This window comes from Cryobacterium sp. TMT4-31, from assembly GCF_004403385.1.
Taxonomy (GTDB): domain Bacteria; phylum Actinomycetota; class Actinomycetes; order Actinomycetales; family Microbacteriaceae; genus Cryobacterium; species Cryobacterium zongtaii.
Genome location: NZ_SOGI01000013.1, coordinates 14,688 through 40,205, shown reverse-complemented (window position 1 = coordinate 40,205; position 25,518 = coordinate 14,688). Strand labels below are relative to the sequence as shown.

Annotated in this window: 26 protein-coding genes and 1 tRNA gene; 14 read left to right on the top strand and 13 right to left on the bottom strand. The window is 68.7% G+C overall.

Annotated elements, in window-relative coordinates; all coding sequences use genetic code 11:
- Window positions 1–60: 60 nt before the first annotated feature.
- The 8 genes from E3T19_RS03235 to pstB all read left to right on the top strand — a co-directional run bounded on the left by E3T19_RS03235 (window position 61) and on the right by pstB (window position 9,151).
- Window positions 61–753: a response regulator transcription factor gene (locus E3T19_RS03235; RefSeq protein WP_088457064.1), complete on the top strand. Its 693-nt coding sequence runs from the start codon at window positions 61–63 to the stop codon at window positions 751–753.
- Window positions 728–1,645, top strand: coding sequence for a mycothiol synthase (mshD, locus tag E3T19_RS03230; protein ID WP_240632255.1), 918 nt, complete (start codon window positions 728–730; stop codon window positions 1,643–1,645). Before E3T19_RS03235 ends, mshD begins: the two co-directional genes overlap by 26 nt.
- 56 nt (window positions 1,646–1,701) lie before the next feature.
- Entirely contained in the window at window positions 1,702–3,876 is a 2,175-nt protein-coding gene (locus E3T19_RS03225; RefSeq protein ID WP_088457066.1) for an RNA degradosome polyphosphate kinase, read from the top strand.
- Window positions 3,873–4,814 (top strand): NUDIX hydrolase, encoded by a 942-nt coding sequence (locus E3T19_RS03220; RefSeq protein WP_088457067.1) that lies wholly within the window; start codon window positions 3,873–3,875, stop codon window positions 4,812–4,814. The genes E3T19_RS03225 and E3T19_RS03220 overlap by 4 nt, the downstream gene beginning before the upstream one ends.
- Before the next feature lie 227 nt (window positions 4,815–5,041).
- Window positions 5,042–6,136 (top strand): phosphate ABC transporter substrate-binding protein PstS, encoded by a 1,095-nt coding sequence (pstS, locus tag E3T19_RS03215; protein ID WP_370028165.1) that lies wholly within the window; start codon window positions 5,042–5,044, stop codon window positions 6,134–6,136.
- A gap of 153 nt (window positions 6,137–6,289) precedes the next feature.
- Window positions 6,290–7,234: a phosphate ABC transporter permease subunit PstC gene (pstC, locus tag E3T19_RS03210; RefSeq protein WP_088457069.1), complete on the top strand. Its 945-nt coding sequence runs from the start codon at window positions 6,290–6,292 to the stop codon at window positions 7,232–7,234.
- Window positions 7,234–8,325, top strand: a complete 1,092-nt coding sequence (pstA, locus tag E3T19_RS03205) for a phosphate ABC transporter permease PstA (RefSeq protein WP_134408116.1) — start codon at window positions 7,234–7,236, stop codon at window positions 8,323–8,325. The genes pstC and pstA overlap by 1 nt, the downstream gene beginning before the upstream one ends.
- 46 nt (window positions 8,326–8,371) lie before the next feature.
- Window positions 8,372–9,151 carry a phosphate ABC transporter ATP-binding protein PstB gene (gene pstB, locus E3T19_RS03200; protein ID WP_088457071.1) on the top strand — a complete coding sequence of 260 codons (780 nt, stop codon included), beginning with the start codon at window positions 8,372–8,374 and terminating at the stop codon, window positions 9,149–9,151.
- Between the two features lie 249 nt (window positions 9,152–9,400).
- Here the strand turns inward: pstB and E3T19_RS03195 are convergent, their stop codons facing one another.
- The 4 genes from E3T19_RS03195 to E3T19_RS03180 all read right to left on the bottom strand — a co-directional run bounded on the left by E3T19_RS03195 (window position 9,401) and on the right by E3T19_RS03180 (window position 13,148).
- Entirely contained in the window at window positions 9,401–10,291 is an 891-nt protein-coding gene (locus E3T19_RS03195; protein ID WP_134408115.1) for an aminodeoxychorismate lyase, read from the bottom strand.
- Window positions 10,292–10,734: 443 nt separating this feature from the next.
- The gene (locus tag E3T19_RS03190) at window positions 10,735–11,691 is read right to left on the bottom strand and encodes an anti-sigma factor (RefSeq protein WP_088457073.1); all 957 of its coding nucleotides are present in this window, start codon (window positions 11,689–11,691) and stop codon (window positions 10,735–10,737) included.
- Window positions 11,688–12,269: a sigma-70 family RNA polymerase sigma factor gene (locus E3T19_RS03185; protein ID WP_240632256.1), complete on the bottom strand. Its 582-nt coding sequence runs from the start codon at window positions 12,267–12,269 to the stop codon at window positions 11,688–11,690. Before E3T19_RS03185 ends, E3T19_RS03190 begins: the two co-directional genes overlap by 4 nt.
- A gap of 249 nt (window positions 12,270–12,518) precedes the next feature.
- Window positions 12,519–13,148 carry a DNA-directed RNA polymerase subunit beta gene (locus E3T19_RS03180; protein WP_088457075.1) on the bottom strand — a complete coding sequence of 210 codons (630 nt, stop codon included), beginning with the start codon at window positions 13,146–13,148 and terminating at the stop codon, window positions 12,519–12,521.
- Between the two features lie 139 nt (window positions 13,149–13,287).
- Between E3T19_RS03180 and E3T19_RS03175 the strand changes: the two genes are divergently transcribed.
- Window positions 13,288–13,360 (top strand) — tRNA-Lys (locus E3T19_RS03175).
- A 68-nt stretch (window positions 13,361–13,428) separates the two neighbouring features.
- Here the strand turns inward: E3T19_RS03175 and E3T19_RS03170 are convergent.
- The gene (locus E3T19_RS03170) at window positions 13,429–13,719 is read right to left on the bottom strand and encodes a hypothetical protein (RefSeq protein WP_134408114.1); all 291 of its coding nucleotides are present in this window, start codon (window positions 13,717–13,719) and stop codon (window positions 13,429–13,431) included.
- 195 nt (window positions 13,720–13,914) lie between these two features.
- Between E3T19_RS03170 and E3T19_RS03165 the strand changes: the two genes are divergently transcribed.
- Together E3T19_RS03165 and E3T19_RS03160 are read left to right on the top strand one after the other, a co-directional pair.
- The gene (locus E3T19_RS03165) at window positions 13,915–14,337 is read left to right on the top strand and encodes a hypothetical protein (RefSeq protein WP_165787893.1); all 423 of its coding nucleotides are present in this window, start codon (window positions 13,915–13,917) and stop codon (window positions 14,335–14,337) included.
- A gap of 82 nt (window positions 14,338–14,419) precedes the next feature.
- Window positions 14,420–16,732: an FdhF/YdeP family oxidoreductase gene (locus E3T19_RS03160; protein ID WP_134408113.1), complete on the top strand. Its 2,313-nt coding sequence runs from the start codon at window positions 14,420–14,422 to the stop codon at window positions 16,730–16,732.
- Between the two features lie 96 nt (window positions 16,733–16,828).
- Here the strand turns inward: E3T19_RS03160 and fdhD are convergent, their stop codons facing one another.
- A complete protein-coding gene (gene fdhD / locus E3T19_RS03155; RefSeq protein ID WP_088457079.1) occupies window positions 16,829–17,677 on the bottom strand; it encodes a formate dehydrogenase accessory sulfurtransferase FdhD in 849 nt (282 codons plus the stop codon).
- Window positions 17,678–18,005: 328 nt separating this feature from the next.
- Between fdhD and E3T19_RS03150 the strand changes: the two genes are divergently transcribed.
- Window positions 18,006–18,851: a ThiF family adenylyltransferase gene (locus E3T19_RS03150; RefSeq protein ID WP_166788780.1), complete on the top strand. Its 846-nt coding sequence runs from the start codon at window positions 18,006–18,008 to the stop codon at window positions 18,849–18,851.
- A 4-nt stretch (window positions 18,852–18,855) separates the two neighbouring features.
- On the top strand, window positions 18,856–19,131 hold the full coding sequence (locus tag E3T19_RS19165; RefSeq protein WP_088457081.1) for a DUF6457 domain-containing protein: 276 nt from the start codon (window positions 18,856–18,858) through the stop codon (window positions 19,129–19,131).
- 87 nt (window positions 19,132–19,218) lie between these two features.
- Here E3T19_RS19165 and E3T19_RS03140 read toward each other — a convergent pair whose 3' ends face one another.
- Entirely contained in the window at window positions 19,219–19,551 is a 333-nt protein-coding gene (locus E3T19_RS03140; protein ID WP_134408111.1) for a cupin domain-containing protein, read from the bottom strand.
- A gap of 33 nt (window positions 19,552–19,584) precedes the next feature.
- Entirely contained in the window at window positions 19,585–20,025 is a 441-nt protein-coding gene (locus tag E3T19_RS03135; protein ID WP_103459212.1) for a MarR family winged helix-turn-helix transcriptional regulator, read from the bottom strand.
- Window positions 20,026–20,112: 87 nt separating this feature from the next.
- On the opposite strand from E3T19_RS03135, the gene E3T19_RS03130 reads away from it, so the two are divergent.
- A complete protein-coding gene (locus E3T19_RS03130) occupies window positions 20,113–20,358 on the top strand; it encodes a hypothetical protein (protein ID WP_088457084.1) in 246 nt (81 codons plus the stop codon).
- A gap of 130 nt (window positions 20,359–20,488) precedes the next feature.
- On the opposite strand, the gene E3T19_RS03125 is transcribed toward E3T19_RS03130, so the two are convergent.
- From E3T19_RS03125 to E3T19_RS03105, 5 genes are all read right to left on the bottom strand, one after another.
- On the bottom strand, window positions 20,489–21,496 hold the full coding sequence (locus E3T19_RS03125) for a serine hydrolase (RefSeq protein WP_088457085.1): 1,008 nt from the start codon (window positions 21,494–21,496) through the stop codon (window positions 20,489–20,491).
- 84 nt (window positions 21,497–21,580) lie between these two features.
- Window positions 21,581–22,174, bottom strand: coding sequence for a hypothetical protein (locus tag E3T19_RS03120; RefSeq protein ID WP_134408110.1), 594 nt, complete (start codon window positions 22,172–22,174; stop codon window positions 21,581–21,583).
- An 82-nt stretch (window positions 22,175–22,256) separates the two neighbouring features.
- Window positions 22,257–23,573: a DUF445 domain-containing protein gene (locus E3T19_RS03115; protein WP_134408109.1), complete on the bottom strand. Its 1,317-nt coding sequence runs from the start codon at window positions 23,571–23,573 to the stop codon at window positions 22,257–22,259.
- Window positions 23,574–23,644: 71 nt separating this feature from the next.
- A complete protein-coding gene (locus E3T19_RS03110) occupies window positions 23,645–24,610 on the bottom strand; it encodes an aldose 1-epimerase family protein (RefSeq protein ID WP_088457087.1) in 966 nt (321 codons plus the stop codon).
- A 14-nt stretch (window positions 24,611–24,624) separates the two neighbouring features.
- On the bottom strand, window positions 24,625–25,452 hold the full coding sequence (locus E3T19_RS03105; protein WP_088457088.1) for a DeoR/GlpR family DNA-binding transcription regulator: 828 nt from the start codon (window positions 25,450–25,452) through the stop codon (window positions 24,625–24,627).
- Window positions 25,453–25,518 lie beyond the last annotated feature (66 nt).

The following is a 25,518-nucleotide window of genomic DNA, read 5'->3' as shown; positions in this document are numbered from 1 at the left end:
ACGCCCGAGTCGCATTCCGTGGCACGCTAGTATGGGCCGCACGATACTTGGAGGACCTGCGTGGCGCAGCTGTTGATCCTGACCTCGGCCCTGAATAATGACGTTCTACCGGCCCTGGCGTTGCTGTCCCACAGCACACGACTCATTCCGGCCCAGGCCGATCAGCTCGTCACAGCGCCCGATTCCGACCTGATTCTGGTCGACGCCCGGTCCAATCTGATGGCCGCCAAGTCGCTCTGCCAGATTCTGCGCACCACGGGAAGCAGTGTGCCGCTGCTCCTGGTGATCACCGAGGGCGGTCTGACCGCGGTCAGTCCGGACTGGGGTGTCGATGACGTGGTGCTGGACACCGCCGGCCCCGCCGAGGTCGATGCTCGCATCCGGCTCGCCGCCGGCCGCACCCCGCACAACTCGCCCTCCCCCACCATCCGCGCCGCCGGTGTCGTCATCGACGAGGCCAGTTACTCCGCCAAGGTGCACGGCAAACCGCTCGACCTCACCTATAAGGAATTCGAGCTGCTCCGCTTCCTCGCCGCGCACCCGTCGCGGGTGTTCACCCGGGAGCAGCTGCTCAGCGAGGTGTGGGGTTACGACTACTTCGGCGGCACGCGCACCGTCGACGTGCACGTGCGGCGGCTGCGCGCCAAGCTCGGCGACCAGGAGTCCCTGATCGGAACGGTGCGGAACGTCGGCTACCGGTTCAACGTGTACGAGGAAGAAGGAGATCGTGTCCCGCACTCTGTCGGCGCCTGACCTGTCCGACGCCGCTTTCGCGGCGCGCTTCCACGACGTGGCCGATGCGGCTGCGCACACGGATGGCTACCGCCCGTTCAACGAACAGGCCTTGCTCGATGCCCGGTCGGGGCGGCGCAGCCCGCAGCTGCTGCTCGAGGGCGAAGACGCTGTCGGCGCCGCGATCGTCGGGGAGGGGCAGATCGCCCTCGTCGTGCATCCGCGCTATCGCCGGCGCGGCCATGCCACCGCCGCGCTCCGCCGCCTGTTCGAGGATGAGGGCGGCATGTCCGGCGACCTCACCGCCTGGGCCCACGGCGACCTGCCCGGCGCCCGCACCCTGGCCGACAGGTTCGGCTTCAGCGCCGTGCGCACCCTGCTGCAGCTGGAACGTCCGCTGACCGACGCCGACACCGAGGCCTCCCCTGTGCTGCCCGACGGTGTCGCCATCACCGGGTTCCGGGCGGCCACCGCCGACGAGCCCGGCGACAACGCCGACTGGGTGAGCCTGAACGCGCTGGTCTTCGCCACGCATCCCGAGCAGGGCGCCGTCACCGAGGCCGATCTGGCCGCCCGCATGGCCGAACCCTGGTTCGACGCCGGCGACCTGCTGCTGGCCCGGGCGAGCACGGATGACGCCGCGCCCGGACGCATCCTGGGTTACAACTGGGTCAAGATCGAACCGGGCGCCCCGCTCGGCGAAATCTACGTGCTCGGCGTGCATCCGGATGCCGCCGGCGCAGGCCTCGGTCGCGCCCTCATGCTGGCGGGCCTGGCCCGCCTCCGGCGGCGCGGCTGCTCGAGCGTGGAACTGTATGTGGAGGCCGAGAGCGCCGGGCCGGTTCGCCTGTACCGCAGCCTCGGATTCACCGACCGCACGGTGGATGTGCAGTACCACCGTTCGCCTCGTTAACGTTCCGTTCACCGTGAACGTCGCGCCCGCTCGGCGCCGGGTGTCAAGATGGACAGATGGACGGCGACAACATCCCAGGCACCTCAGGGCTCGAGAGCGAACTCGACGACGATTTTGACCCCCAGATCGGCAAAAACGATCCGGCGCTACCGAGCGAGCGGTACCTCGACCGGGAGCTGAGCTGGCTGGCCTTCAACCAGCGGGTACTCGAACTCGCCGAGGACCCGGCCCTGCCGGTGCTCGAACGGGCGAACTTCCTGGCCATCTTCGCCAACAACCTCGACGAGTTTTTCATGGTGCGGGTCGCCGGCCTCAAGCGCCGCATCCTCACCGGGCTGGCCGTGCCCACCAATGTGGGCCGAGCCCCGCAGGATGTGCTCTCCGACATCGCCGCCGCCGCCCACGTGCTGCAGGACCGGCACGCTCACGCGTTCCAGGAGCTGGTGCGCCCGGCGCTGGCCGAACACGGCGTGGACATCGTCACCTGGGACAGCCTGAGCGACGTGGACCGCCGGTCGTTGCGCGGCTACTTCGGCAATCAGATCTTCCCGGTGCTGATGCCGCTGGCCGTCGACCCCGCGCACCCGTTCCCCTATATTTCCGGTCTGTCGCTGAACCTGGCCGTGCGCCTGCACAGCTCCAAGACCGGCAAGCAGGAGTTCGCCCGCCTCAAGGTGCCCTCCATGCTGCCGCGCTTCGTGCGGGTGGACCGCACCGAGTCCGTCGACAAGGTGCGCTTCATCACCCTCGAGGACCTCATTGCCAACCACCTCGAGGACCTCTTCCCCGGCATGGACATCCTCGAACACCACGTGTTCAGGGTCACCCGCAACGAGGACGTCGTCATCGAGGAAGACGACACCGAGAACCTGATCAAGGCCCTTGAGAAGGAGCTGCTGCGCCGCCGGTTCGGCCCGCCCATTCGCCTCGAGGTCACCGAGGACATGGACGAGGTGACCCTGGGCCTGCTCGTGCGTGAACTCGACGTGACCGAGCAGGAGGTGTACAGGCTGCCGGCGCCCCTGGACCTCGGCGGGCTGTTCGACCTGCGCATCGACCGTCCCGACCTGCACTACACGAAGCACGTGCCCACCACGGCCGCGCAGCTGCTCACCGGCGAACCCAACGACGAACCCGACATCTTCCGCGCCATCAGCCGCGGCGACGTGCTGCTGCACCACCCGTACGAATCCTTCGCGACCAGCGTGCAGGCGTTCCTCGAGCAGGCCGCCGCGGACCCGAACGTGCTGGCCATCAAGCAGACCCTGTACCGTACCTCCGGCGACAGCCCGATCGTGGAGGCTTTGATTGCCGCCGCGGAATCGGGCAAGCAGGTTCTCGCCCTGGTGGAGATCAAGGCCCGCTTCGACGAGCAGGCGAACATCTCCTGGGCGCGCAAGCTGGAGAAGGCCGGCGTGCACGTTGTCTACGGCCTCGTGGGCCTGAAAACCCACTGCAAGCTGGCCCTGGTGGTGCGTTATGAGAAGGGCGTGCTGCGGCACTACAGCCACATCGGCACCGGCAACTACAACCCCAAGACCAGCCGCATCTACGAAGACATGGGGCTGCTGACCGCGGATGACCAGGTCGGCAAGGACCTGACCCGGCTGTTCAACGAGCTCTCCGGCTACGCGATCGAGAAGAAGTTCAAGCGCCTGCTGGTTGCTCCCCTCCACCTGCGCAAGGCCCTGCTCAAGCGCATCGCCGATGAAACCGCGAACGCGCTGGCCGGCAAGCCCGCCGGCATCCGCATCAAGGTCAACTCGATGGTGGACGAGGACATCATCGACGCGCTGTACCGCGCCAGCCAGGCCGGTGTGCCCGTTGACGTGTGGGTACGCGGCATCTGCAGCCTCAAGCCCGGCGTCCCCGGCATGAGCGAGAACATCCGGGTGCGGTCGATCCTGGGCCGCTACCTCGAGCACTCGCGGATCTTCTCGTTCCACACCCTGGGCGAGACCCAGGTCTTCATCGGCAGCGCGGACATGATGCACCGCAACCTCGACCGTCGGGTGGAGGCGCTGGTGCGCCTGGTCGACCCGCGGCACCTGGGCGAGGTGGATGCCCTGTTCACCCGGGCGATGGACGAGCGCACCTCGTCGTGGTGGCTCGACGAGAACGGTGAGTGGACCCGGCACCACCAGGACGCCGACGGGAAGCCGCTGGACGACATGCAGAACCGGTTGATGCAGCAGATCGGCCAGCGCAAGCGACCCGTGAGCCGCCGATGAGCGACCTCGCCCCCGTGTTCGCGGCCGGAGCCGTCTGTTGGCGCCTCATCGACGGCCGGATGCACGTGCTGCTGATCCACCGCACCGTGCACGGCGATATCACCATCCCCAAGGGCAAGGTCGACCCCGGCGAGACACTGCCGGTCACGGCCGTGCGGGAGATCGAGGAAGAGACCGGGCTCGCCATCGCCCTGGGCGTGCCGCTGGGCGTGTCGGAGTACCCGATGCCCAACGGCAAGGCCAAGATCGTGCACTACTGGGCCGCCGAGGTGCTGCCGGAGCACATTCTGCGCTCCACCTTTGTGCCCAACGGTGAGGTCGCCGCCCTGGAATGGGTGACCATCAAGAAGGCCAGGACCTACCTCAGCTACGCCCCGGACGTGGAGATCATCGACGCGTTCGCCCGCCTGGTGGCCCAGGGCATCACGAGCACCTTCGCGATCATCGCGCTGCGCCACGCCAAGGCCACCGCGCCGCACGACTGGTCTGGCCCGGACGCCACCCGCCCGCTCAGCGAACGCGGCGTGACCCAGGCCGCCGCCCTGGTCCCCACGGTGAGCGCCTGGCAGCCGCAGCGCATCTTCACCAGCACCGCCACCCGCTGCGTGACCACCGTGGCACCGCTGTCGGCCGCGACAGGGGTGCCGTTCAAGCGCACCGACCTGATCAGCCAGGATGCGTGGGAGCAGGGCACCTCCGATGTGCGCCACAACGTAGGCAAGCGCATCCGCGCCCGCAAAACCGCGGTGCTCTGCAGCCACGGCCCGGTGCTGCCAGACATCCTGCGCGAGATCGCCCTGGCGACGGGCTCCCCGATGACCCAGCAGCTGGGCAACGCCGCGGCGTTGTCGCCCAGCGGGTTCTCGGTCGTGCACCTCTCCAGCGACAACCCGAGCGCGGGCATCCTCGCCATCGAGACCCACCCGCCGCGCCTCTGACCCGGTTCTCCCAGCGCTCACAGACCCGACCGGGACTGCGGGCGCTGATGTGCGCAGCGCAGGTGGCACGAGGTCCACTCGACGGATGTCGTTTACCTCCCGTTCACCAAGGAGGGGGAGTGTCGTTAACCACACGGATTAGCGTCTACCGAGGGCCAGCACCGGCCCGAAGTTCGCAGGATTCTCCTGTGATCGCATTCCCTGTAGTCAACCTGAAAAGGATCCTTGTGAATCTCATGCGTTTTGGCCGCCCCGCGGTCATTGCTATTGCCGCAGCCCTCGTTCTTTCCTCCTGCGCCTCGAACGAAGCCGGCAGCACGGCTACCGACGACGCCGCCGACAGCACCCTCACCGGCACGATCAACGCCGCGGGCGCCTCCTCGCAGGGCTCGGCCCAGGAAGCGTGGATCTCCGCTTTCCAGACGGCCAACCCGGACGTCACCATCAACTACGACCCGTCGGGCTCCGGCGCCGGCCGCGAGACCTTCATCGCCGGCGGCACCGACTTCGCCGGTTCTGACTCCTACCTGAGCGACGAGGAGCTGGCCGGCACGTTCGCCGCTTGCGCCCCCGACACCCTCGCCGTCGACCTGCCGGTCTACATCTCCCCGATCGCCGTCATCTTCAACGTTGAGGGCGTCACCGACCTCAACCTGGATGCCGACACGCTCGCCAAGATCTTCACCGGCGCCATCACCACCTGGAACGACCCGGCCATCGTCGCGCTGAACGCCGACGCCGACCTGCCGGCCACCGCGATCACCGCCGTGCACCGCTCGGACGACTCGGGAACCACCAAGAACTTCGCGGACTACCTCTTCCAGGCCGCACCCGACGTGTGGACCGAAAAGCCGGCCGACCCGTTCCCGTACGCCACCGGTGAGGGCGCCCAGGGCACCTCCGGTGTCGTCGACGCCGTCACCAACGGCACCGGCACCATCGGCTACGCCGACGCTTCCCGCGCCGGTGACCTCGGTGTCGCCAAGATCAAGGTCGGCGACGAGTTCGTCGAGTACACGGCCGAGGCCGCCGCAGCAGTCGTCGACGGTTCGCCGCTCGTCGAAGGCCGCGCCGACAACGATCTGGCCGTCAAGCTGGACCGCCTCACCACCGACGCGACGCACTACCCGCTCGTTCTGGTGAGCTACGCGCTGGTCTGCACCGAGTACGCGGACGCCGAACAGGGCGCCCTCGTCAAGGAGTACGTCAGCTACATGGCCAGCGAGGACGGCCAGGCTGAGGCTGCGGCATCCGCCGGCGCCGCACCGCTGTCCGCTGACCTGCAGGCCAAGGTTGCCGCTGTCCTCGAGACCGTCAAGTAACTCAACATCCGCTGAGCTTCCGGCTTCAGTAACACCGCCCGGCAGGGCGATCGCGTTGCACGCGGTCGCCCTGCCGGGCACACTGAGGCTTGGGGTCCGGCTCAAGATCCACCCTTACCGGTAACACCTCACCCCTCCAGGGAGACGCTCGGAATGACGACCGCAGTTGACCGTATTGCGATCAAGGCCAAGGAACGACCGGGCGACCGCATCTTCTCCACCGCAACGGTGGTAGCAGGCAGCCTGATCCTGGCCATGTTGGCCGCCGTGGCCCTGTTCCTCTTCGTGCAGAGCATCCCCGCCTTCGTGGCGCCGGCTGACGCCTTCAAGGGCGACTTCAGCAACTTCTGGTCCTACGTGGCCCCGCTGGCCTTCGGTACGGTCTGGTCGGCCTTCCTGGCCCTGCTGATGGCCGTGCCCGTCGCCATCGCCGTGGCCCTCTTCATCTCGCACTACGCCCCGCGCAAACTCGCGCAGGGCCTGGGCTACCTCATCGACCTCCTCGCCGCCGTTCCCTCCGTGGTCTTCGGCCTCTGGGGCATCGGAGTGCTGGCCCCGATGGTGCAGCCGTTCTACGCCAACCTCGTCGACTGGTTCGGCTGGTTCCCGCTGTTCGCCGGCCCCGTGTCCGGCACCGGCCGCACGATCCTCACCGTGGCCATCGTGCTCGCCGTGATGGTGCTGCCGATCATCACCGCCATCTGCCGGGAGATCTTCCTGCAGACCCCGGTGCTCTACGAGGAAGCCTCGCTGGCCCTCGGCGCCACCCGCTGGGAAATGATCACCATGGCCGTGCTGCCCTTCGGCCGCGCCGGCATCATCTCCGCCGCCATGCTGGGCCTGGGCCGCGCGCTCGGCGAGACCATGGCCGTGGCCATGGTGCTCTCCCCCAACCCCGAGGTGATCTTCCAGCTGCTCACCTCGCAGAACTCCAACACCATCGCGGCCAACATCGCGCTGAACTTCCCCGAGGCACACGGCGTGGGGGTCAACATCCTGCTGGCCACCGGCCTCGTACTCTTTGTCATCACGCTGATCGTGAACATGATCGCCCGCGTGATCATCAACCGCCGCAAGGCCTTCTCAGGAGCGAATTGATGAGCATCACCATGACCGCCTCCTCTCCCGTGACGAACTCCCTCACCGCCGGCAAACTGCCCAAGAACGCCCCCATGATGGTGCTCGCCGCCAGCTGGCTGGTCGTGGGCGCCATCTTCCTGGTGATCTTCCTCTCCGGCGCCACCGAGAGCTTCAACTGGGCCGGCACGCTGTTCTTCGGAACCGTCCTGTACTGCATCGCCCTGTTCCTGTTCTCCTACTTCGTCGAGGGCACCCGCCGGGCCAAGGACCGCCTGGTCACCGCCCTGGTCACCATCGCGTTCGTGGTGGCGCTGATCCCGTTGATCTCCCTGGTCGGCACGACCATCGTCAACGGGCTGCCCGCCTTCATGACCCCCACCTTCTTCACCGAGTCCCAGCGGAACGTCGTGGGCGCCGGCGGCGGGGCCCTGCACGCCATCGTCGGAACCCTCTTCGTCACCGGGCTGGCCACCCTCATCTCGGTGCCGATCGGGCTGCTCACGGCCATCTACCTCACCGAATACGGTCGCGGCCGGCTCGCGCGCGGCATCACCTTCTTCGTCGACGTGATGACCGGCATCCCCTCGATCGTGGCCGGCCTGTTCGCCTACGCCCTGTTCTCGCTGCTGTTCAACGACCCCGGCATCCGGTTCGGCTTCGGCGGCTCGGTGGCTCTGTCGGTGCTGATGATCCCGGTGGTGGTGCGCTCCAGCGAAGAGATGCTCAAGCTGGTGCCCAACGAGCTGCGCGAGGCCGCCTACGCACTCGGTGTGCCCAAGTGGCTGACCATCGTGAAGGTGGTGCTGCCGACGTCACTGGCCGGCATCGTCACGGGCATCATGATCTCGATCTCCCGCGTGATCGGCGAGACCGCGCCGTTGCTGATCGTCGCCGGCTTCACCGCCAGCATGAACTACGACCTGTTCAACGAGCGGATGATGACCCTGCCGGTGTTCGTTTACAACCAGTACGCCAGCCAGGGCGCCGATTCGCAGGCCTACATCGACCGGGCCTGGGCAGGTGCGCTCACCCTGATCGTGATCGTCATGCTGCTCAACCTCGTGGCCCGGCTGGTCGCGCGCACCTTCTCCCCCAAACTCGGCCGCTGACGCAGCCGCCGCCCAGACTCCAGCTTCAACAGATTCGAAGGAACACATGTCCAAGCGCATTGAAGTCAACGACCTCGACGTCTACTACAGCAAATTCCTCGCCGTGGAGGGCGTGTCGCTGACCATTGAACCGCGCACGGTGACCGCGCTGATCGGCCCCTCCGGCTGCGGCAAGTCCACGTTCCTGCGCACCCTCAACCGCATGCACGAGGTCATCCCCGGCGCTCACGTCGACGGTGAAGTGCTCATCGACGGCAACAACCTCTACGGCCCCGGCGTCGACCCGGTGCTCGTGCGCCGTCAGGTCGGGATGGTGTTCCAGCGGCCCAACCCGTTCCCCACCATGTCGATCGGTGACAACGTTCTGGCCGGCGTCAAGCTGAACAACCGTCGGATGGCCAAGAGCGACGCCGACGCGCTGATCGAACGCTCACTGAGCGGCGCGAACCTCTGGAACGAGGTGAAGGACCGCCTGGACAAGCCCGGCTCGAGCCTCTCCGGCGGCCAGCAGCAGCGTCTCTGCATCGCCCGCGCCATCGCCGTGCAGCCCGACGTGATCCTGATGGACGAGCCCTGCTCGGCGCTCGACCCGATCTCCACCCTCGCGATCGAGGACCTCATCGAAGAGATGAAGACCGACTACACGATCGTCATCGTGACGCACAACATGCAGCAGGCCTCGCGGGTTTCGGACCGCACCGCGTTCTTCAACATCGCGGGCACCGGCAAGCCGGGCAAGCTCATCGAGTACGACGACACCACCACGATCTTCTCCAACCCCACCGTGCAGGCCACCGAGGACTACGTCTCCGGCCGCTTCGGCTAACCACGCACCACCCGTTGCTCCCGCCGCCCGGTCGACCCCAAGGTCGCCCGGGCGGTCTTTCGTTCCCGCCGTGCGTGTTCCCCGTCTACCACCGTCGTGTCGCGAAAGCGGCCAAACGGTCACCTCGTGCCCCGCGAAGCAGCCACGCGGCCGCTCTCGCGGAACCGTCGTGTCGCGGAAGCGGCCAAACGGTCACCTCGTGCCCCGCGAAGCAGCCACGCGGCCGCTCTCGCGCGACGGGTGGCTGCGCTAGGCGCCGGTGCGAGCCAGCAGGGACGCGTTCAGGGCGCGGGTGAGCTCGGTGTCGTGGGGGAACTCCACGCCGTCCAGGGCGATCACAGCGACCGCGAGACGCACGCTGGAGACCAGCCACGCCGCATCCGCCGCCCGCAGCTCATCGACCGTGACATCGCGGTACTCGACGCTCTCCCCGTGCGCGGTGAGGTACTCGAACACGCTCTGCTGGGTGGTGCCGTGCAGGATGGCGCCGCTCGGCGCCGGAGTGACGTAACGGCCGTCGATGCGCAGAATCACGCTCGAGGTGGGACCCTCCATGACATAGCCGTCGTGGGTGAGGAAGATAGTGTCATCGGCGCCACGGCGCTTGGCCTCGCGCAGGGCAGCCATATTGATGGCATAGCTGAGGGTCTTGGCGCCCATCAGCAGCCAGGGTGCCTGCTCGGCGACCCCGCGCGGGTAGCCGCGGTCGAGGGTGATCACCCTGATGCCGTGCTCGCGCACCGCGGTGAAGTCGGCGGCGCGGGTGGCGTGCAGCCAGGCGGTGGGCGCGGGTCCGTGCTCGACGCCGCGGCTGAGCACGAACTTGAGCGCCAGTTCGCCCTCGCCGGGGATCCGGGCCACTGCATAGGCGATCGCGGCGCGCCACTGGGCGGGGTTGGGCACCGGCAGGTCGCAGATCTGGGCGGAGTTGATGAGCCGGCTGATGTGCGGCTCAACCTCTTGCGGGTGCCCGTTGACCACGCTGAGGGTCTCGAAGATGCCGTCGCCGCGTTGGGTGCTCAGCTCGGCGACCCGCAGTGCCGGGGCGCCGGAGTCGATCTCGTGGAACGTGTCCACGAAGTCGGTGCGGGTGGAGTCGGCCGGCTCCGGGTCGATGAGCAGCGTGAAAGGCAGGGTCATGTCTCGAGCCTACCCACCCGGCGCAGCCGGCCTCCAGCTTTAGGGCACACAGCGAGCATGCGCCAGCGAGTTGCCATTTGGCGCCCCTTCCGGCTCCCTGAAGGGGCCCGAACCGGCAACTCACCGCTGGGTGCGGGGCCGACTTGCCAGTTGCTGCCCCTTCCGGCGGGGGGGGCTTTGCGGCAAGTAAGGATGCTGCCGGCCAGCGACTTCGGTCAAGGTACCGCTTCAGGGCCCCGGACGGGAGACTTTGCGGCAAGTCGGGGTCATCGGGATGCTGGCCTCGCGCCACGCGGGCCGGCGCCGACCGGCACGGGCAGGTACGGGCAGGCCCGGGCGGGTACGTGCCGGCCGGGCGGGTACGTGCCGGCCGGGCAGGTACGTGCCGGCCCGGTCCGGACCGGCAGGTGCCGGCACCGGGTGCGGGCCCGTTGGCGAGCGAGCTAGCTCTGGATGGCGACGATCGGGTCGCTGGTGGGCTGCTCGGATCCACCCGAAGGTTCCACCGTGACACCGACGGCGTCGCCGGCGGACATGGTGCCGTCGAGCACCCGCCAGGCGGTGCCGGAGCCGTCGGAGTCGAAGGTGCCCGCCGGGACGGGCCCTGCGGTTCCGATGTACCAGAGCTGGTAGTCCTGGTCGTCGCCGAGGGCGGGCAGGTCGTCGACGATGATCGCGGACAGGCCGAGCTCTCCGGACCACACCAGCGTGGCATCCTGGCCGTCGGCGGTCTTGGTCGACGCCCGCTGGCTGTCGGAGGCCGCGTTGATCTCGGCGAGGCTGGCGGCCTGCTCTTGGGCGAAGTCCTGGCTGGGATCGCCGTAGAGGGCTTGGCCGGCGAACGTGCCGCCGACGAAGAGGGCGGCGGCGGCCGCTGCCGCGACGAGGTACCCGGCGGGACGCTGGAACCAGCGGCGCTGGGCCCGTTCGGCGGCAGAGCCCGGGGCGCCGGCGGATCCCTTGCCGGCGGCGAACTTGTCGGCCGAGGACGCCGAAGTCGAGGCGCTGCCCGGAACGGCAGCGGCGCGAGCGGACGCGGAACCGATCGGGATGGCCGCGGGCGGCGCATCCGTCGTGGCGGTGGGTTCGTCAGGAGTCACCGAGTCGGCCGCGGGCGGGAGCGGGGAGAGTTGCGGGGTGGAGGCCAGCTGGGCCATCAGGCCGGCCTTGAGCGCGCTGGAGGGCTGCACGGGCGCCACCGACAGACTGAGGGCCACGGCGGTGTCGCTGAGTTCGGCGGCCTCGATGCGGGCCTGCTCCGACTGAGCCAGGTACCGCTCGTATTCGGCGGCCTCGTCGGCGCTGAGGGCGTGCAGGGCGTATGCGCCGGCCAGGTCGGCCGGGTTGTTGGTGGGACCGTTGCCGGTCAGATCGGTGTCGGGCTTGTCGGTGTCGCTCATGCGCCCACCCCCAGTTCATCTCGCAGACGAATTAACCCGTCGCGCAGCCGGGTTTTCACGGTGCCGAGCGGGATGTGCAGGTGGTCGGCGACCTCACGGTGACTGTAACCGCTGAAGTACGACAGGCTCACGGCCTGGCGTTGCAGTTCGGTCAGTCTGGACATCGCCTTCTCCACCCTTTCATGCTCGATTTTGACCTCGACGGTTTCGGCGACGTGGTCATAGGGCACCGCGAGGTCGCGGATTCCGATTTTGGTGTCCCGGTCGCGGCCGGCCTGCGACGACCGAATCCGGTCGATCGCACGTCGGTGCGCCATGGTCATGATCCAGGTCGAGGCCCCGCCACGCTGCGACTCGTACCGCGATGCCGTCTGCCAGATCTCCAGGAAAATCTCCTGGGTCACTTCCTCCGACTGTGCGTGATCGATCAGTACGCGCTTGACAAGGCCAAGCACCCGTGGAGCGATCTGGTCGTAAAGCTCACCGAAAGCCGATTGGTCGCCTTCGGCTACCCGAGCGAGCAGCTCTTCTTTCGAAGGCGCTGTCGACGAGGCGTCGAGGTCGAACTCAGCAGTCATGAGATCCAGCATGTCAGGTCCAGTCCCCTTCCATGCTTAGGGTTCGGTACCGAGTCCCTGCTGGATTGGTCTGGAGCGAAAAAGATCCGCCCGGGTGGCCGCCGGGCAAAGTGAAGGCCGGACCGCAGAACGCCTCTCGGCGTGAGGCCGTTCTAGACGGCGAATATTGGAGCCCGGGGTTACTACGGTCCGGCCAGCATCAAGTGTAAACGACATCGGCTGAGAGTTCATTCCGGGATGCCCGGGAAATTATTCGAGGGAGTCGCTGCGCCACAGCCGGGCGCAGGAGGTGAACTCCTGCGCGGTAGTGGAGAACCGCAGGGCCCGGGTGGTCAGCTCCGAGGAACGGCCAGGTTCGGTGCTGTCCAGGTCGTCGGCGACACTCGCGCAGCCGGCGCCGATCACCCGGCAGAAGGCGGCTGCCCGGTCCAGGGCGACGGCGAAGTCGCCGGTGAATACGCCCCGGAGGATCTCGTCGGCGAGCAGGATGATCTCGGCTGGACCGGTCGGCACGGCCGCACCGGCGACGAGGGGGTCGATGGTGACGGCCACGTCGATACCGCGCTGGTAAAGGAACGCCGTGCCATCGGCATCCTGCCGGATCAGCAACCGCACCAGGTAGATGCGCCAGAGCGCGCCCGGCAGGCTGCGCGGCGTGGCCCGCGACCACAGCTCCGCCACCGCGTCTATGCCGTGCTCGTCGGTGTACGCCACCAGGCGCTCCACGACCTCGGGGTCGGGGCTGTCACGCACCCTGGCGATCAACGCCTGGGCGGTCTCGTGGGCGACCCGGCTGATCTGCGCGGGATCTTCGCCGCCCATCATCGATTCGAACTTGGCGCCCGAGAACTGGGTGGGCTTGTGGAAATCGTCGGCCATCGCTCTCCTCCTGGCTTTCAGGGCAGCGTAGTCGGGTACGTCGCCGGTTGGTGTGGGTGTTGCCGGCCGACGTCTGTGGCGGATGCATCCACGCTAGTCACAAAAACCGTCCGCCAATCCACGCTAAGTTATTAACCGCGGGCCTCTAGCTCAGTTGGTAGAGCAAAGGACTTTTAATCCTTGGGTCGTCGGTTCGAGCCCGACGGGGCCCACTTTCTTAACGCCGGGGGTGTTCTCGGGTGCCGGGACACGGCCGGTCGATCGTGCCGCGTCTGACTGCTCAGGACGGCCCCGATTCGTTGCTGTCGGCATCCTGGATCACCAGGAGCATGGTGCCCTCGGGATCGCGCAGGTACGCGACCCGTTCACCCCACGGCATGTCGGCCGGCGGCACCACGACAGCCGCGGCCGCGGCCGCGGCCTCGACCACGGCCGCCAGGTCGGGCACGTCCGGCTCACCGCGCTCGGGAAACCGGTAGTCGACAACGCCGGACAGCACGCTCACATACCATCTCCAGGTGGTCGCGAGATCGACACAATTGACGACCGGGAACAGCTCACCTCTGGCCATGGCCCCACCCTAGGATCGTCACCGCAATCCCACAACGGCCGCCGAGACTGGGCACGCGCACGGAATGTCCTGCGAGTCTTCAGTGTTTCCCCCTCCCTAGACGCGCATTCTGGTGTGCTGTAGTCCGGCCGCGGGCGCGTAATCGGCGCTTCGGCGCAGGACGGCGCACATACCGCGCGTCAGGAGAGGAGCCCAGTGCGCAAGAACATCGACGTCGAGGTGGAGACCGGCGTGATCGAGAAGTACCGCCGACACCCCAACGGCAATGGGTGGGTGTCCGGCAAGTCGACCGTGCAACCGAGCGCGTTCATCTCCGAGTCCGCCTACATCGAGTCAGGCGCGCAGGTGGGCCGGGAGTCGTGGGTCGGGCCGGGCAGCTGGATCGACCACGACGTCGTCATCGGCGACAAGGTGTTCGTCGGCCAGAACGTGCACATCGGCGAGGGCAGCCTCGTCTCGGGCGGTGCCCACCTGGGCAGCCATGTGCGCATCGGCCGCAACGTGCGGATCGCCGCCGGTGTACGCCTGGACCGGGACACCCGGGTGCCCGACGGCACCGACGTGGCCGCAGGCAACGTGGGCGCGGACGGTCGCCGCTCACACGGGCTGGCCGCGTGAGCATCCGTTTGGCCCGGTAAAAGCGCAAAACCCGCGAGCACCCGGTGCACGCATCCGGCTCCGACAGGAGCAGGATGGGGTCATGACACGTCGCGCACCGGTCAAGGACATCAACGAAGACGACCTCGTTATCGGCACCCCCAAGAAGGCCGCCGCCGGCCTCGAGGCGGTGGTGGTGGCGCTGGACCGCGGCATCGCGCAGGCCGGGGTCGGTCGCACCGCCCGGGCGTTGCTGCGGCTCAACCAGCGAAACGGCACCGACTGCCCGGGCTGCGCCTGGCCGGAGTCGACCGGGCACCGCAAAACCGCCGAGTTCTGCGAGAACGGCGCCAAGGCCGTGGCCGAGGAGAACACCCTCCGCACCGTCGGACCGGGATTCTGGGCCGAGCACTCGCTCGCCGACCTGGCCGACAAGACCGAGTACTGGCTGGGCAACCAGGGCCGCATCTCGCAGCCCGTGGTGGTGCGCCCCGGCGACACCCACTACTCCCCCATCGCCTGGGAAGACGCCTTCGCGCTGATCGGCGAGAAGATCCGCGCCACCACCGCGGACCGCACCGTGTTCTACACCTCGGGCCGCACCGCCAACGAGACCGCGTTCCTGTACCAATTGTTCGCCCGGTCGATCGGCACCAACAACCTTCCGGACTGCTCGAACATGTGCCACGAATCCTCCGGGTCGGCACTGAACCCCACGATCGGCATTGGCAAGGGCACCGTCTCGCTGGAGGACATCCACGTGGCCGAACTGATTCTGGTGGTGGGCCAGAACCCGGGCACCAACCACCCTCGGATGCTGTCCGCCCTGGCCGACTGCAAGGCCAACGGCGGCAAGGTCGTCGCCGTGAACCCGCTGCCCGAGGCCGGGCTGTTCAACTTCAAGGACCCGCAGACCCCCACCGGTCTGGTGGGCCACGGGGTGCCGTTGGCCGACGAGTACCTGCAGATCAAGGTCGGCGGTGACCTGGCCCTGTTCCAGGCGCTCGGCCACCTGCTGCTCGAGGAGGAGGCCCGGGTACCCGGTTCCGTGGTGGACCAGGAGTTCATCGACCTGAATACCGACGGCATCGAGGCGTACCGGGCCGCCCGCACCGAGATCGACTGGGTCGAAACCGAGAAGGCCACCGGGCTGTCGCGTCTGGAGATCAGTGTGGTGGCGAAGATGCTGGCCGCGTCGAAGGCCACCATCATCTGCTGGGCGCTGGGCCTGACTCAGCAGCCGCACTCGGTGAACACTCTCAAGGAGATCATCAACCTGCTGTTGCTGCAGGGTAACTTCGGCAAGCCCGGCGCCGGCGCCTGCCCGGTACGCGGGCATTCCAACGTGCAGGGCGACCGCACCATGGGGGTGTGGGAGAAGCCCAAGGAGGCCATGCTCGCCGCGCTCGACGCCGAGTTCGGCATCGTCTCACCCCGCGAGCACGGCCTCGATTCGGTGAATACCGTCGAGGCGTTCGAGAACGACGACGTCGACGTGTTCGTGTCGATGGGCGGCAACTTCGCGCTCGCATGCAGCGACACCGACCTGCTCGAGGCCGCGATGCAGCGGGTGGGCCTGACCGTGCACATCTCCACCAAGCCGAACCGGTCGCACGTGATGCACGGGGTCACCTCGCTCATTCTGCCGACGCTGGGCCGCACCGACACCGATGACAAGCATCCGTCGGGCCGGCAGGTTCTGTCGGTGGAGGACTCGATGTCGATGGTGCACTCCACCCAGGGCAGGCTCGCCCCGGTCTCCGAGCACCTGCTGGCCGAACCGGTGATCGTGGCGCGGATGGCCAGGGCCACGCTCGGCGACGACCACCCGGTGGATTGGAAGGCGATGGCGGAGGACTACGACGTCATCCGCGACCACATCGCCCGGGTGCTGCCGGGTTTTGAGGACTTCAATAAGCGGCTGCGCGACAAGAACGGCTTTGTGCTGCCCAACCCGCCGCGCGACACCCGCAGCTTCGCCACCGACATCGGCCGGGCCCGGTTCACGGTGAGCCCGCTGGAGTACCTCACCCCGCCGCCCGGGCACCTGATTCTGCAGACCATGCGCAGCCACGACCAGTACAACACCACCTTCTACGGGCTGGATGACCGCTACCGCGGCATCAAGGACGGCCGCCGGGTGATCCTCATCCACGCTGACGACGTCACCGAGCTGGGCTTTGCGGACCGCGATCTGGTCGACGTGATCAGCACCTTCGGCGGGCACGAACGCCGGGCCGACAAGTTCAGGCTCGTGGTGTACCCCACCCCGCGCGGCTGCGCGGCGGCGTACTTCCCCGAGGCGAACCAGCTGATGCACCGGGAGTTGGTGGCCCGGGAATCGAACACCCCCGGCTACAAGGCCATGAGTGTGCGGTTCATCGCACACGAGGCCGGGCTTCCGGTTCTGAGCTGACGCCGGGCCGCTGAGGCGGGCAGCTGTTGCCCGATCGGACTTCTGCGCCCGGTGCGCCGGACGCAGAAGTCCGATCGGGGCACAGTCGAGGCTGGGTCAGACCGCGGCGAGCGCGCCCTGCACGATGCGCTCCTCACCGGCGTAGATCACCATCGAGTCGCCGCGGACGAAGCCGACCAGTGTCAGGCCCACCTCGTGCGCGAACTCGGCGGAGAGCGACGACGGCGCTGACACCGCGGCGAGCACCGGGATGCCGGCCATCAGTGCCTTCTGGGCGAGTTCGAAGCTGGCCCGGCTGGAGACCATCAGCACGGTCCCGCGCAAAGGAAGCAGGTTTTCTTTGACCGCCCAGCCGATCACCTTGTCGACGGCATTGTGCCGGCCCACGTCTTCCCGCATCACCAGCATCTCGCCCGTGGCCCCGACGAACAGGGCGGCCGCGTGCAGGCCCCCGGTCTTCTCGAACACCGCCTGCGCCTGGCGCAGCGTGTCGGGGAACGTCGTGAGCAGTTCGGCGTCGACGCGGACGGCATCCGCGCGCACGTCCCAGGTGGACTTGGTGCGCACGGCATCGATGCTTTCCTTGCCGCACAGCCCGCAGGAGCTGGTGGTGAGGAAGTTCCGCTCCATGCCGGGGGTGGGCCCGGCGACGCCGGGCGCCAGGCGCAGGTCGAGCACGTTGTACGTGTTCACGCCCTCGGCGGTGGCACCGGCGCAGTACCGGGCGGTGGCGAGGTGCTCCGCCTGGGTGAGGATGCCCTCGGAGACCAGGAAACCGGCGGCCAGATCGACGTCGTGGCCGGGGGTGCGCATGGTCACGGCCAGGGAACGGCCGTTGACCCGCATCTCGAGCGGCTCCTCCACCGCGAGCACGTCCTCCCGGCGGATCGGCGGCTGGCCCACCGTAAGCCGGGTGATCTTGCGCCGTGCCGTGACTCTACTCATGGGTGCCCTCCTCGGGAGTGCGTCGGGTGTGCCCGTGCGGGATCACCGGAACCTCCTTCGAGCCTAATCCTCGGATTCGAATGGTGGGAGGGACCGGGCCGTTCGCGAAAGCGGGCCTATGGCTGCTTCGAGCGCCGCGAAGTAGCCATCCGGCCGCTCTCGCGGAAGGGACAACACGCGAGAGCGGGAGCGTGGCTGCTTCGAGCGCCGCGAAGTAGCCATCCGGCCGCTCTCGCGGAAGGGACAACACGCTAGAGCGGGACTGTGGTTGCTGGATGGTCGGGGCGGCGTGGGCATGCCGGGGACGATTGCCGCGTACCGTGGTGTCATGGCACTTCCCCCTCTCGTCGAGCCCACCGGCCCGCTCAGCCCCACCGAAACCGCGCGTCTGCAGCAGGTGCGCAACCTGCCCCAGCTGCGACTGCCGCCGATCGATGACCTCGGGCACCGCCGCCTCGCGGCCGCCCGCGTGCTGGTGCTGGGCACCACGGGACTCAGCGCGCCCGCCGTGCGTTCCCTCGCCGCGGCCGGGGTGGGCACCATCGGGCTGGCCGACGTGGGCCCACTCGACGTCGACGCCCTGGTGCTCGCCACCACCACCATCCTGACCCTCTCCCCCGACACCGCCGTGACGGCGCACGACGAGGACCTCACGGCCGAGTCGGCTACCCGCATCCTCGGCGGCTACGACCTGGTGATCGACGGCAGCGACCTCACCCCGCAGCCGTTCCTCGTTGGCGACACCTGCGCCAGCCTCGGCCTGCCGCTGGTGTGGGGCTCCGTGGCCCGCGGCAACGCCGAGGTGTCGGTGTTCTGGTCGAGCCCACCACGACGCAGCGGCCAGCGCTCGACCCGGTTGCGCGACTTCTTCGGCACGGATGCGGCCGGCGCGGCCGCTGCCCCAGCCGACCCCGGCGTGCTCGGTGCGCTGCGCGGCCAGGCCGGCGCGATCCTGGCGGCGGAGGCCGTCCGCCTGATCACCGGCACCGGCGAGCCGCTGATCGGCCGGGTGCTCACCATCGATGCCGAGTCCGGCCGGTTCGACGCCGCTCAGCTGCCGGTGGCCCAGCCTGCCGCCTCCGGTGCCGGGATCGAGACCGACGGCGCGGAATCCGCGCCCGGTGCCTCACCCGTTGCCACCATTATTGCCACCGCCACCGCCACCGAGGAGTGACACCATGAGCACGAACATCCCGCTCCCTCCCGAAGCCCTCGACGAGTGGCTGGCCGCCCTCGCGACCCGGCTCGGCCTCGACGCCGACGTGGTCCCCACCGGACTGCTTCTGGACGTGGCCCGGGACGTGGCGCACAATGTGGCCCGGCCGGCGGCGCCGCTGAGCCTGTTCCTGGTGGGGCTGGCTGCCGCGCAGAACGGCGGCAGCGCCGAGGACATCACCGCGGCGAGCGCCGCTGCGACCGAGCTCGCTCTGGGCTGGCCCGCCCCGCCCGAGTAACGGCTCTCCCACCGAGTAGCCCCCGCGCAAACGAGTTGCCCCGGCACACCGGGGCATCTCGTCCGGAACAGGGCACCTCGGCGTTCCCTACGGACGCTTCGCGACGGTCAGCAGGATCGCCGCATCCTCTTCGGCCTCGAGGCTGTGCCTGGCGTCGGGCACGATGAGCAGGTCGCCGGTGCGCGCCTGCCAGGAGTCCTCCCCCACGATCAGGCGCACCCGCCCGCTCACCACGAAGACGGTCGCGTCGCCCGGGTTCTCGTGCTCGGCCAGGACGGTGCCCTTGACCATGCCGATGACGGTCTGGCGCAGCACCTTCTCGTGGCCGCCGTACACGGTGTCGGCCGCCCGGCCGCTGCTGGCGGTGCTGGCCGCGGCGAGTTGCTGGCGGGCGAGGGCGTCGATCGAGATCTTCTGCATGCCGCCAGCGTACGACTCCGCCGCCGGTTCGGGTTACCGGGTCGCGCTGGTGGCGCGAATGACCTCGTTAAGGGTGTCCCGCAGGGCGATCAGGGTCTCGGGCGACATCTCCAGGGTGCCGGCCACCCGTTCCGGGATGGTCTCGGCGATGTGGCGCAGCTCGCGGCCGTGCTCGGTCAACGTCACCTGCAGCGCACGCTCATCGGTCGCCGACCGCTCGCGGCGGATGTGGCCGGTCGCCTCCAGCCGCTTGAGCAACGGTGACAGGGTGGCCGGCTCCAACCGCAGCACCTCGGCCAGGCTGCGAAGGGTGCGCGGATGCTGCTCCCACAGCGCCAGCATCACCAGGTACTGCGGATGGGTGAGGCCCAGCGGCTCCAGGATCGGCTTGTACAGGGCCACAGTCGTGCGTGCCGCGACGGTGAGGGCGAAGCAGACCTGGTTCTCCAGGGCGAGCACGTTCGGTTCGGTCATCGCGTCTCCTGAGCGGGCATCCGGGGCCGGGCATCCGTCGTCGGGCACCCGTGGCCACGCCGCCATTTAGTTAGTACACTAACTATTATGACCTCTGCCAAGAAACGCAAACCGACCATCAAGGAGGCCGGCGGCTTCACGGCGTGGTTGAACGGTCGATTGTTGCCCTTCATCGGCCCGCCGCCGCTGGGCCCGTACGACGACGAGGTGCCTGCGCAGGAGCGCCCGGTGGCCCGGTGCCCGCTCTGCGGGGAGCCGATGACCGCGCACGACATCGACCGCAGCGGCGAGCGCACCCAGCTGCGCTGCCCGCAGCCCACGGTGGCCGAGTAGGACCCTGCGCGCCATCCCGTCGCCGGAGCGCACGCGGTCAGGTGTGCGGGCGCCCCGCCGTTATGCGGGTGGCGTGCCACCCGCATACCGGCGCCTGACCCGCCGACCGGCACCCGGTACCGTCATCCACCTAGAACTGGGCGTCGATCTCCACCACGAGGTCCCAGGCTCCCTCTTCGGCGTTGCTGAGCACCACCACGTCGAGACCGCTCTTGGGGTAGTGCCGCAGGATGCCGCTGGCGCCGGCGTTGACGCCGTCCTTGTAGTACGAGCGCACCTTGCCGTTGTCGTCGAGGTCGAACTCGAGGCCGAAGCCGTACTTCACGTCGTCGTCGTAATCCACCTGCGGGGTGAAGAACTCGTCGGTGTACTCCTTGGAGAGCAGCTGGCCGCCGCGGACGGCGTTGAGGAAGTTCATCAGGTCACCGGCGGTGGTGTGGGCGCCGCTATCGGGCGAGCCGATCGCCGGGGAGCTGTAGATGTTCGAGACCCAGCTGCCGTCCTCGCGGCGGTCCCAGCCTTCGGCGACCCGCTCCACAGCGTCGCGGCGGTCGAAGAAACCGGAGTCGGCCATGCCCGAGCGGGCAAAGACCTCTTCGCGCACATAGTCGCGGTAGGACAGGCCGGAGGCCCTCTCCACGGCCAGCCCGGCGAGGATATAGCCGACGTTGCAGTCCTCGACCTGCACCCCAGGCGGGGCCAGGCGCGGCTTGTCGGCGAACAACGGCAGGAAGTCGATCGTTTCGATCAGCGAGTAGTTGGGGGTCACAGCCCAGTACTCGTCGTAGTCCTCGCCGGCCTCCTCGTCGACGTCATCGGCGATGCCGCTGGTGTGGGTGAGCAGGTGCAGCAGGGTGACGTCGGTGCCGATCGAGCTGCCCCCCAGGTCCACGTACTCGTGGATCGACGCCTCGAGGTCGAGCCGGCCGGCTTCCACCTGCTGCAGCACGGCCACACTGGTGAAGAGCTTGGTGATCGACGCCGTGTCGAAGCGGGTGTCCAGAGTATTGGGCACCTGCCAACGCGGGGTGGCGAACCCGCGGGCCGCCTCAAAAATGGTGCGGTCGCCGTCACGCACCAACACCACGCCGGAGAAATCGCTGTCATCGAGAAAAGTCTGTATTGCCTGGGTATCCACCCTTCGAGCGTAGCGAACGGCGACGGCTTTCGTGCCGACGGCTGGGCCGGTGCCGGCCGCCCCGCACGCCCCGGCGCTCAGCGATCAGCCGCGGTGCCGGGACTTCTTGGCCAGGGCGGCGAGGTCGATCTTGCCGACGGCCCGCATACTGGCGGCGCGGGCGGCCTCGTAGCCGGGCTGGTTCGGGTCGACGCGCTGGGCCAGGAGACGGGCCGCGAGCGCGTCGTTGATCTCCTGGAGCGCATCCGCTCGGGCCTTCTGTACGAGAGCGGCGACCTGTTCGTCGTCGTCGGCTATCTCCCGCAACCGTTCGGCGACGTGGTCGTGCAGGGTGCGTCGCCGACCCAGCCGCACGACGTCCCTGCGCTTGTTCTCCAGCTCCCGGCTCTTGCCCGCACCGGTGGTGCGCGAGAGGTGGGCGCCGAGGCGTTCGACGCGGGTGGAGTCCTCGTCGTTCTGCCGGGCCACCTCGAGCAGTTCCTGCCTGGCGAGCGCGGCATACTGTGCCGGGTCATAGTCGCTGTGGTCGCGGAGGGCGCCGACGATGATGCGGTTCTTCAGGGCCATCCGCACGGCGGCGAGGGCGATGAGCATGCCCTCGTCGACGATCCTGCCGGTGGAGGGCGTGGCCGGGCCCGGGGTGGCGCTGCCCTGGGTGTTGTGCGAACCGTTCTCCACCGTTTCAGTATGGCTCACCGCGGTGGGCGCCGTCAGAGTGTCCGGGCATCCGCATCGGCCGGATCCGCCAGGTGCCAGGCGGTCACAGGCCGAACACGAGCACCGCCCCCTGGGCGAGCGAGAAGATCAGCAGGCCGGCCAGCGCACCGACGACGGTTCCGTTGATTCGGATGAACTGCAGGTCCTTGCCCACCTGCAACTCGATCTTCTCGGTGGTCTCGGCCGGGTCCCACCGCTCCACGGTTTCGGTGATCACGCCGGCGATCTCGTGCCGGTACTTCTGCAGCAGGTAGCCGGCCGCATCCGCCAGCCAGCGGTCGATGCGGGCGCCCAGCGATGCGTCGCGCACCAGCCGGCCGCCCACATCCAGCACCGTCGAGGTGATGCCGGTGCGCACGGCGCTGGCCGGATCGGCCAGGGCGCTCAGCAGCGACTGCTTGACGGACTCCCACGCGTCGCCGGCGAACTCGCGCAGCTTGGCGTTGTCGACCAACTCGAGCTTGAGCACCTCGACCCTCTCGATCATGGTGTCATCGTGCTGCAAGTCGTCCATCAGCTCGGCCAGGTAGCGGTCGATGGCTGCGCGCAGCGGATGCTCGGGGTCGGCCTGCACCGTCGCCACAAAACCGAGCACCTCGCGATAGGCCTTGTCGTCGACCATTTCGCCGACGAAGCCGGGCACCCAGCGGGGCAGCCGGGTCGACACCGAGGTGCCGAAGGCCTCGGGGTGGGTCTGCAGCCAGCTCTGGGCCTTGTCCACCAGCAGGTCCACCGCGGCGTGGTGCCGGCCGGAGACCACCAGGTTCTCGCCCAACCGGCCCAGGCTCGGCGCCCACGAAGGTTCGAGCAGGTGCTCACGGGCGACGCCCTCGAGCAGGTCCTTGATGTCGTCGTCGCTGAGCAGGTCGAGCAGCCCGGTGCCGGCGTGCGCGAGTTCGTCGGTGAGCCGTTCGGCGTTGGCGGGCTGCACCAGCCAGGCGCCGAGGCGGCGGGAGATGCCGATGGACTCGAGCTTGCCGCGCACCACGGCATCGGAGAGGAAGTTCGACTCCACGAATTCGCCGAGGCTCTCGCCGATCTCGTCCTTGCGGTTGGCGATGATGTTGGTGTGCGGGATGCGCAGCCCCAGCGGGTAGCGGAACAGCGCGGTGACGGCGAACCAGTCGGCGATCGCGCCCACCATGCCGCCCTCGGCGGCAGCACGCACGTACTCGAGCCCCGGGTAGCGGTCCTGCAGCGCGAACGACACCGCGAAGACCACGGCCATGGCCACGAGCAGACCCAGGGCCAATCGCTTCATGCCCACGAGTGCGACCCGGCGGGCCTCGTCGGAGGCGCTGAGTGGGGCTCGGCCGCCGGGAGCGGTGGGGGCGGATGTACTCAGGGAGGGTGTTGCCATGGGTCTGGTCGTTCCTCGTCGGTCCGGGAGCGCGGTGTGCGCAGCGCTCCCGCCACCCTAGGCCGGGTTGCTCAGGCTGCGAAACCCGTCGGGGTGATTCCCCAGCGAACGACCCAGTCCTCGCCGGGAGCCAGCCAACGGAGGCCGTGGCCGGAGTTGAAGGCATCCGCCGGAGCGGTCATCGGCTCGATCGCCACGGCCTGGCCGAGTTCGGTGGTCTCGCCGCCGTCCGCGGTGCCGGTGCGCACCGGGAAGTTGCGCGGCGTGAACGCCTGCACGTAGGCCATGTTCTCGTCGCCCCAGAGTGTGACCCGGCGGCCGTCCGGAGCGGTGAGGGAGTGCTCCCCGCGGCCGTCCCGAACGATCACACCGCCGAACCCGTCATCAAGGTCGAGGTCGTCCACCCGGGCGCCGGCGCGCAGGTCGAACGCGGTGCCGTCGACGGGACTGACGCCGATGGGGTTGAGCCGGTGGTCAACGTCGATGTGGCTGGTCGCGTTCAGACGCAACACGAGGTCGCCGGTGGGCACGTCACCGATCTTGAGGTAGGGGTGGGTGCCCAGTGCGACCGGGGCACTCTCGCTGCCGACGTTGCGGATGGTGTGGGTGACGGCCAGGCCGTCGGCCGTGAGCGCATAGCTGACGGTGGTGTCCAGCTGGTACGAGTAGCCGGCCTGCGGGTAGACCGTGGCGGCCAGGGTCACCTCGGCGTCGCTCTGGGCGACCAGCCGATAAGCCGTGACGGCGAGCAGCCCGTGGATGGCGTTCAGCCGCGCCGGCTCGGTGATGGCCAGCAGGTGCCGCACGCCGTGCTGGGTCCAGATCGCGTCGCGGATGCGGTTGGGCCAGGGCACCAGCACGGTCCCGGCGCCGAGCGGCGGTACGGACGTCGCCGCGAAGCCCTCCACCAGGTCTGTGCCGTTGAGTGCATATTCACGGATGCCGGCGGCGACCTCGGTGATGGTCGCCGTGGCCGGGCCCTGCGGGGTCTGCAGGGTGAGGCTGTATTGGGTTCCGGTGGCGGCAGCAAACGACATGGTGGACTTTCGGATCAGCTCGGTTGGAGCACGGCGAGGCCGGCCTCGCGGAGCGGGGCCAGGGTGAGCGGGTCGGCGGCCGCATCCGTCACCAGGGTGTCGAAGGCGGCAAGCGGGCCGATCCGGCCCAGGTGCACCTGCCCTAGTTTGGCACCGTCGGCGACGATGATCGCGCGCGCCGCAGCGGCGAGCATCAGGGTCTTCACGCCGGCCTCCGGCAGGTTGATATTGGTGACGCCGCCGTCGGCGTCGACGCCGTTGCAGCCGATGAAGGCGAGGTCGGCGTGCACCTGGCTGAGCACGGTCGCGGCGAGCGGGTCGACCAGCGAGTGCTGCAGCGGGCGCAGCGACCCGCCGGTGACGATCACGGTGAACCGTGGGATGGCGCTTTCCAGGGCCAGGGCGATGCTCAGCCCGTTGGTAATCACGACGATGTCGGTGAGGTCGGTGCGGGCCACCAGGGCCCGGGCGATCGCGAGAGTCGTGGTGCCCACGTCGAGGATCACGCTCTGGCCGCTGGCCACCAGCGATGCGGCGAGCTCGCCGATCTGCTGCTTGGGGATCACCGAGGAGACGAGCGCTTCCTCGAAGGAGAACTCCCGGTCGGGACGGCTCGTGGTGGCGATCCCTGCGGGCACCGCACCGCCGTGGATGCGGGTGAGCGTGCCGGCGCTCTCCAACTGGTCGAGATCGGCGCGGGCGGTGACGCCGGAGACGCCGAAGGTGTCGCTGAGCTCACTGACGCGCACGAAGCCGCGTTCGTCGACGAGCCGCTGGATCTGTTCCCGGCGCTGGTGGGCGGGCAACAAATCCCGGTCGGTCGGATGTTCCGCTGAGGCCATACCGCAATCTTCACTTATTTTGTGTCGCTTTTCAATACGCAAGCGGTGGTTTCGGTTGCGCAAATC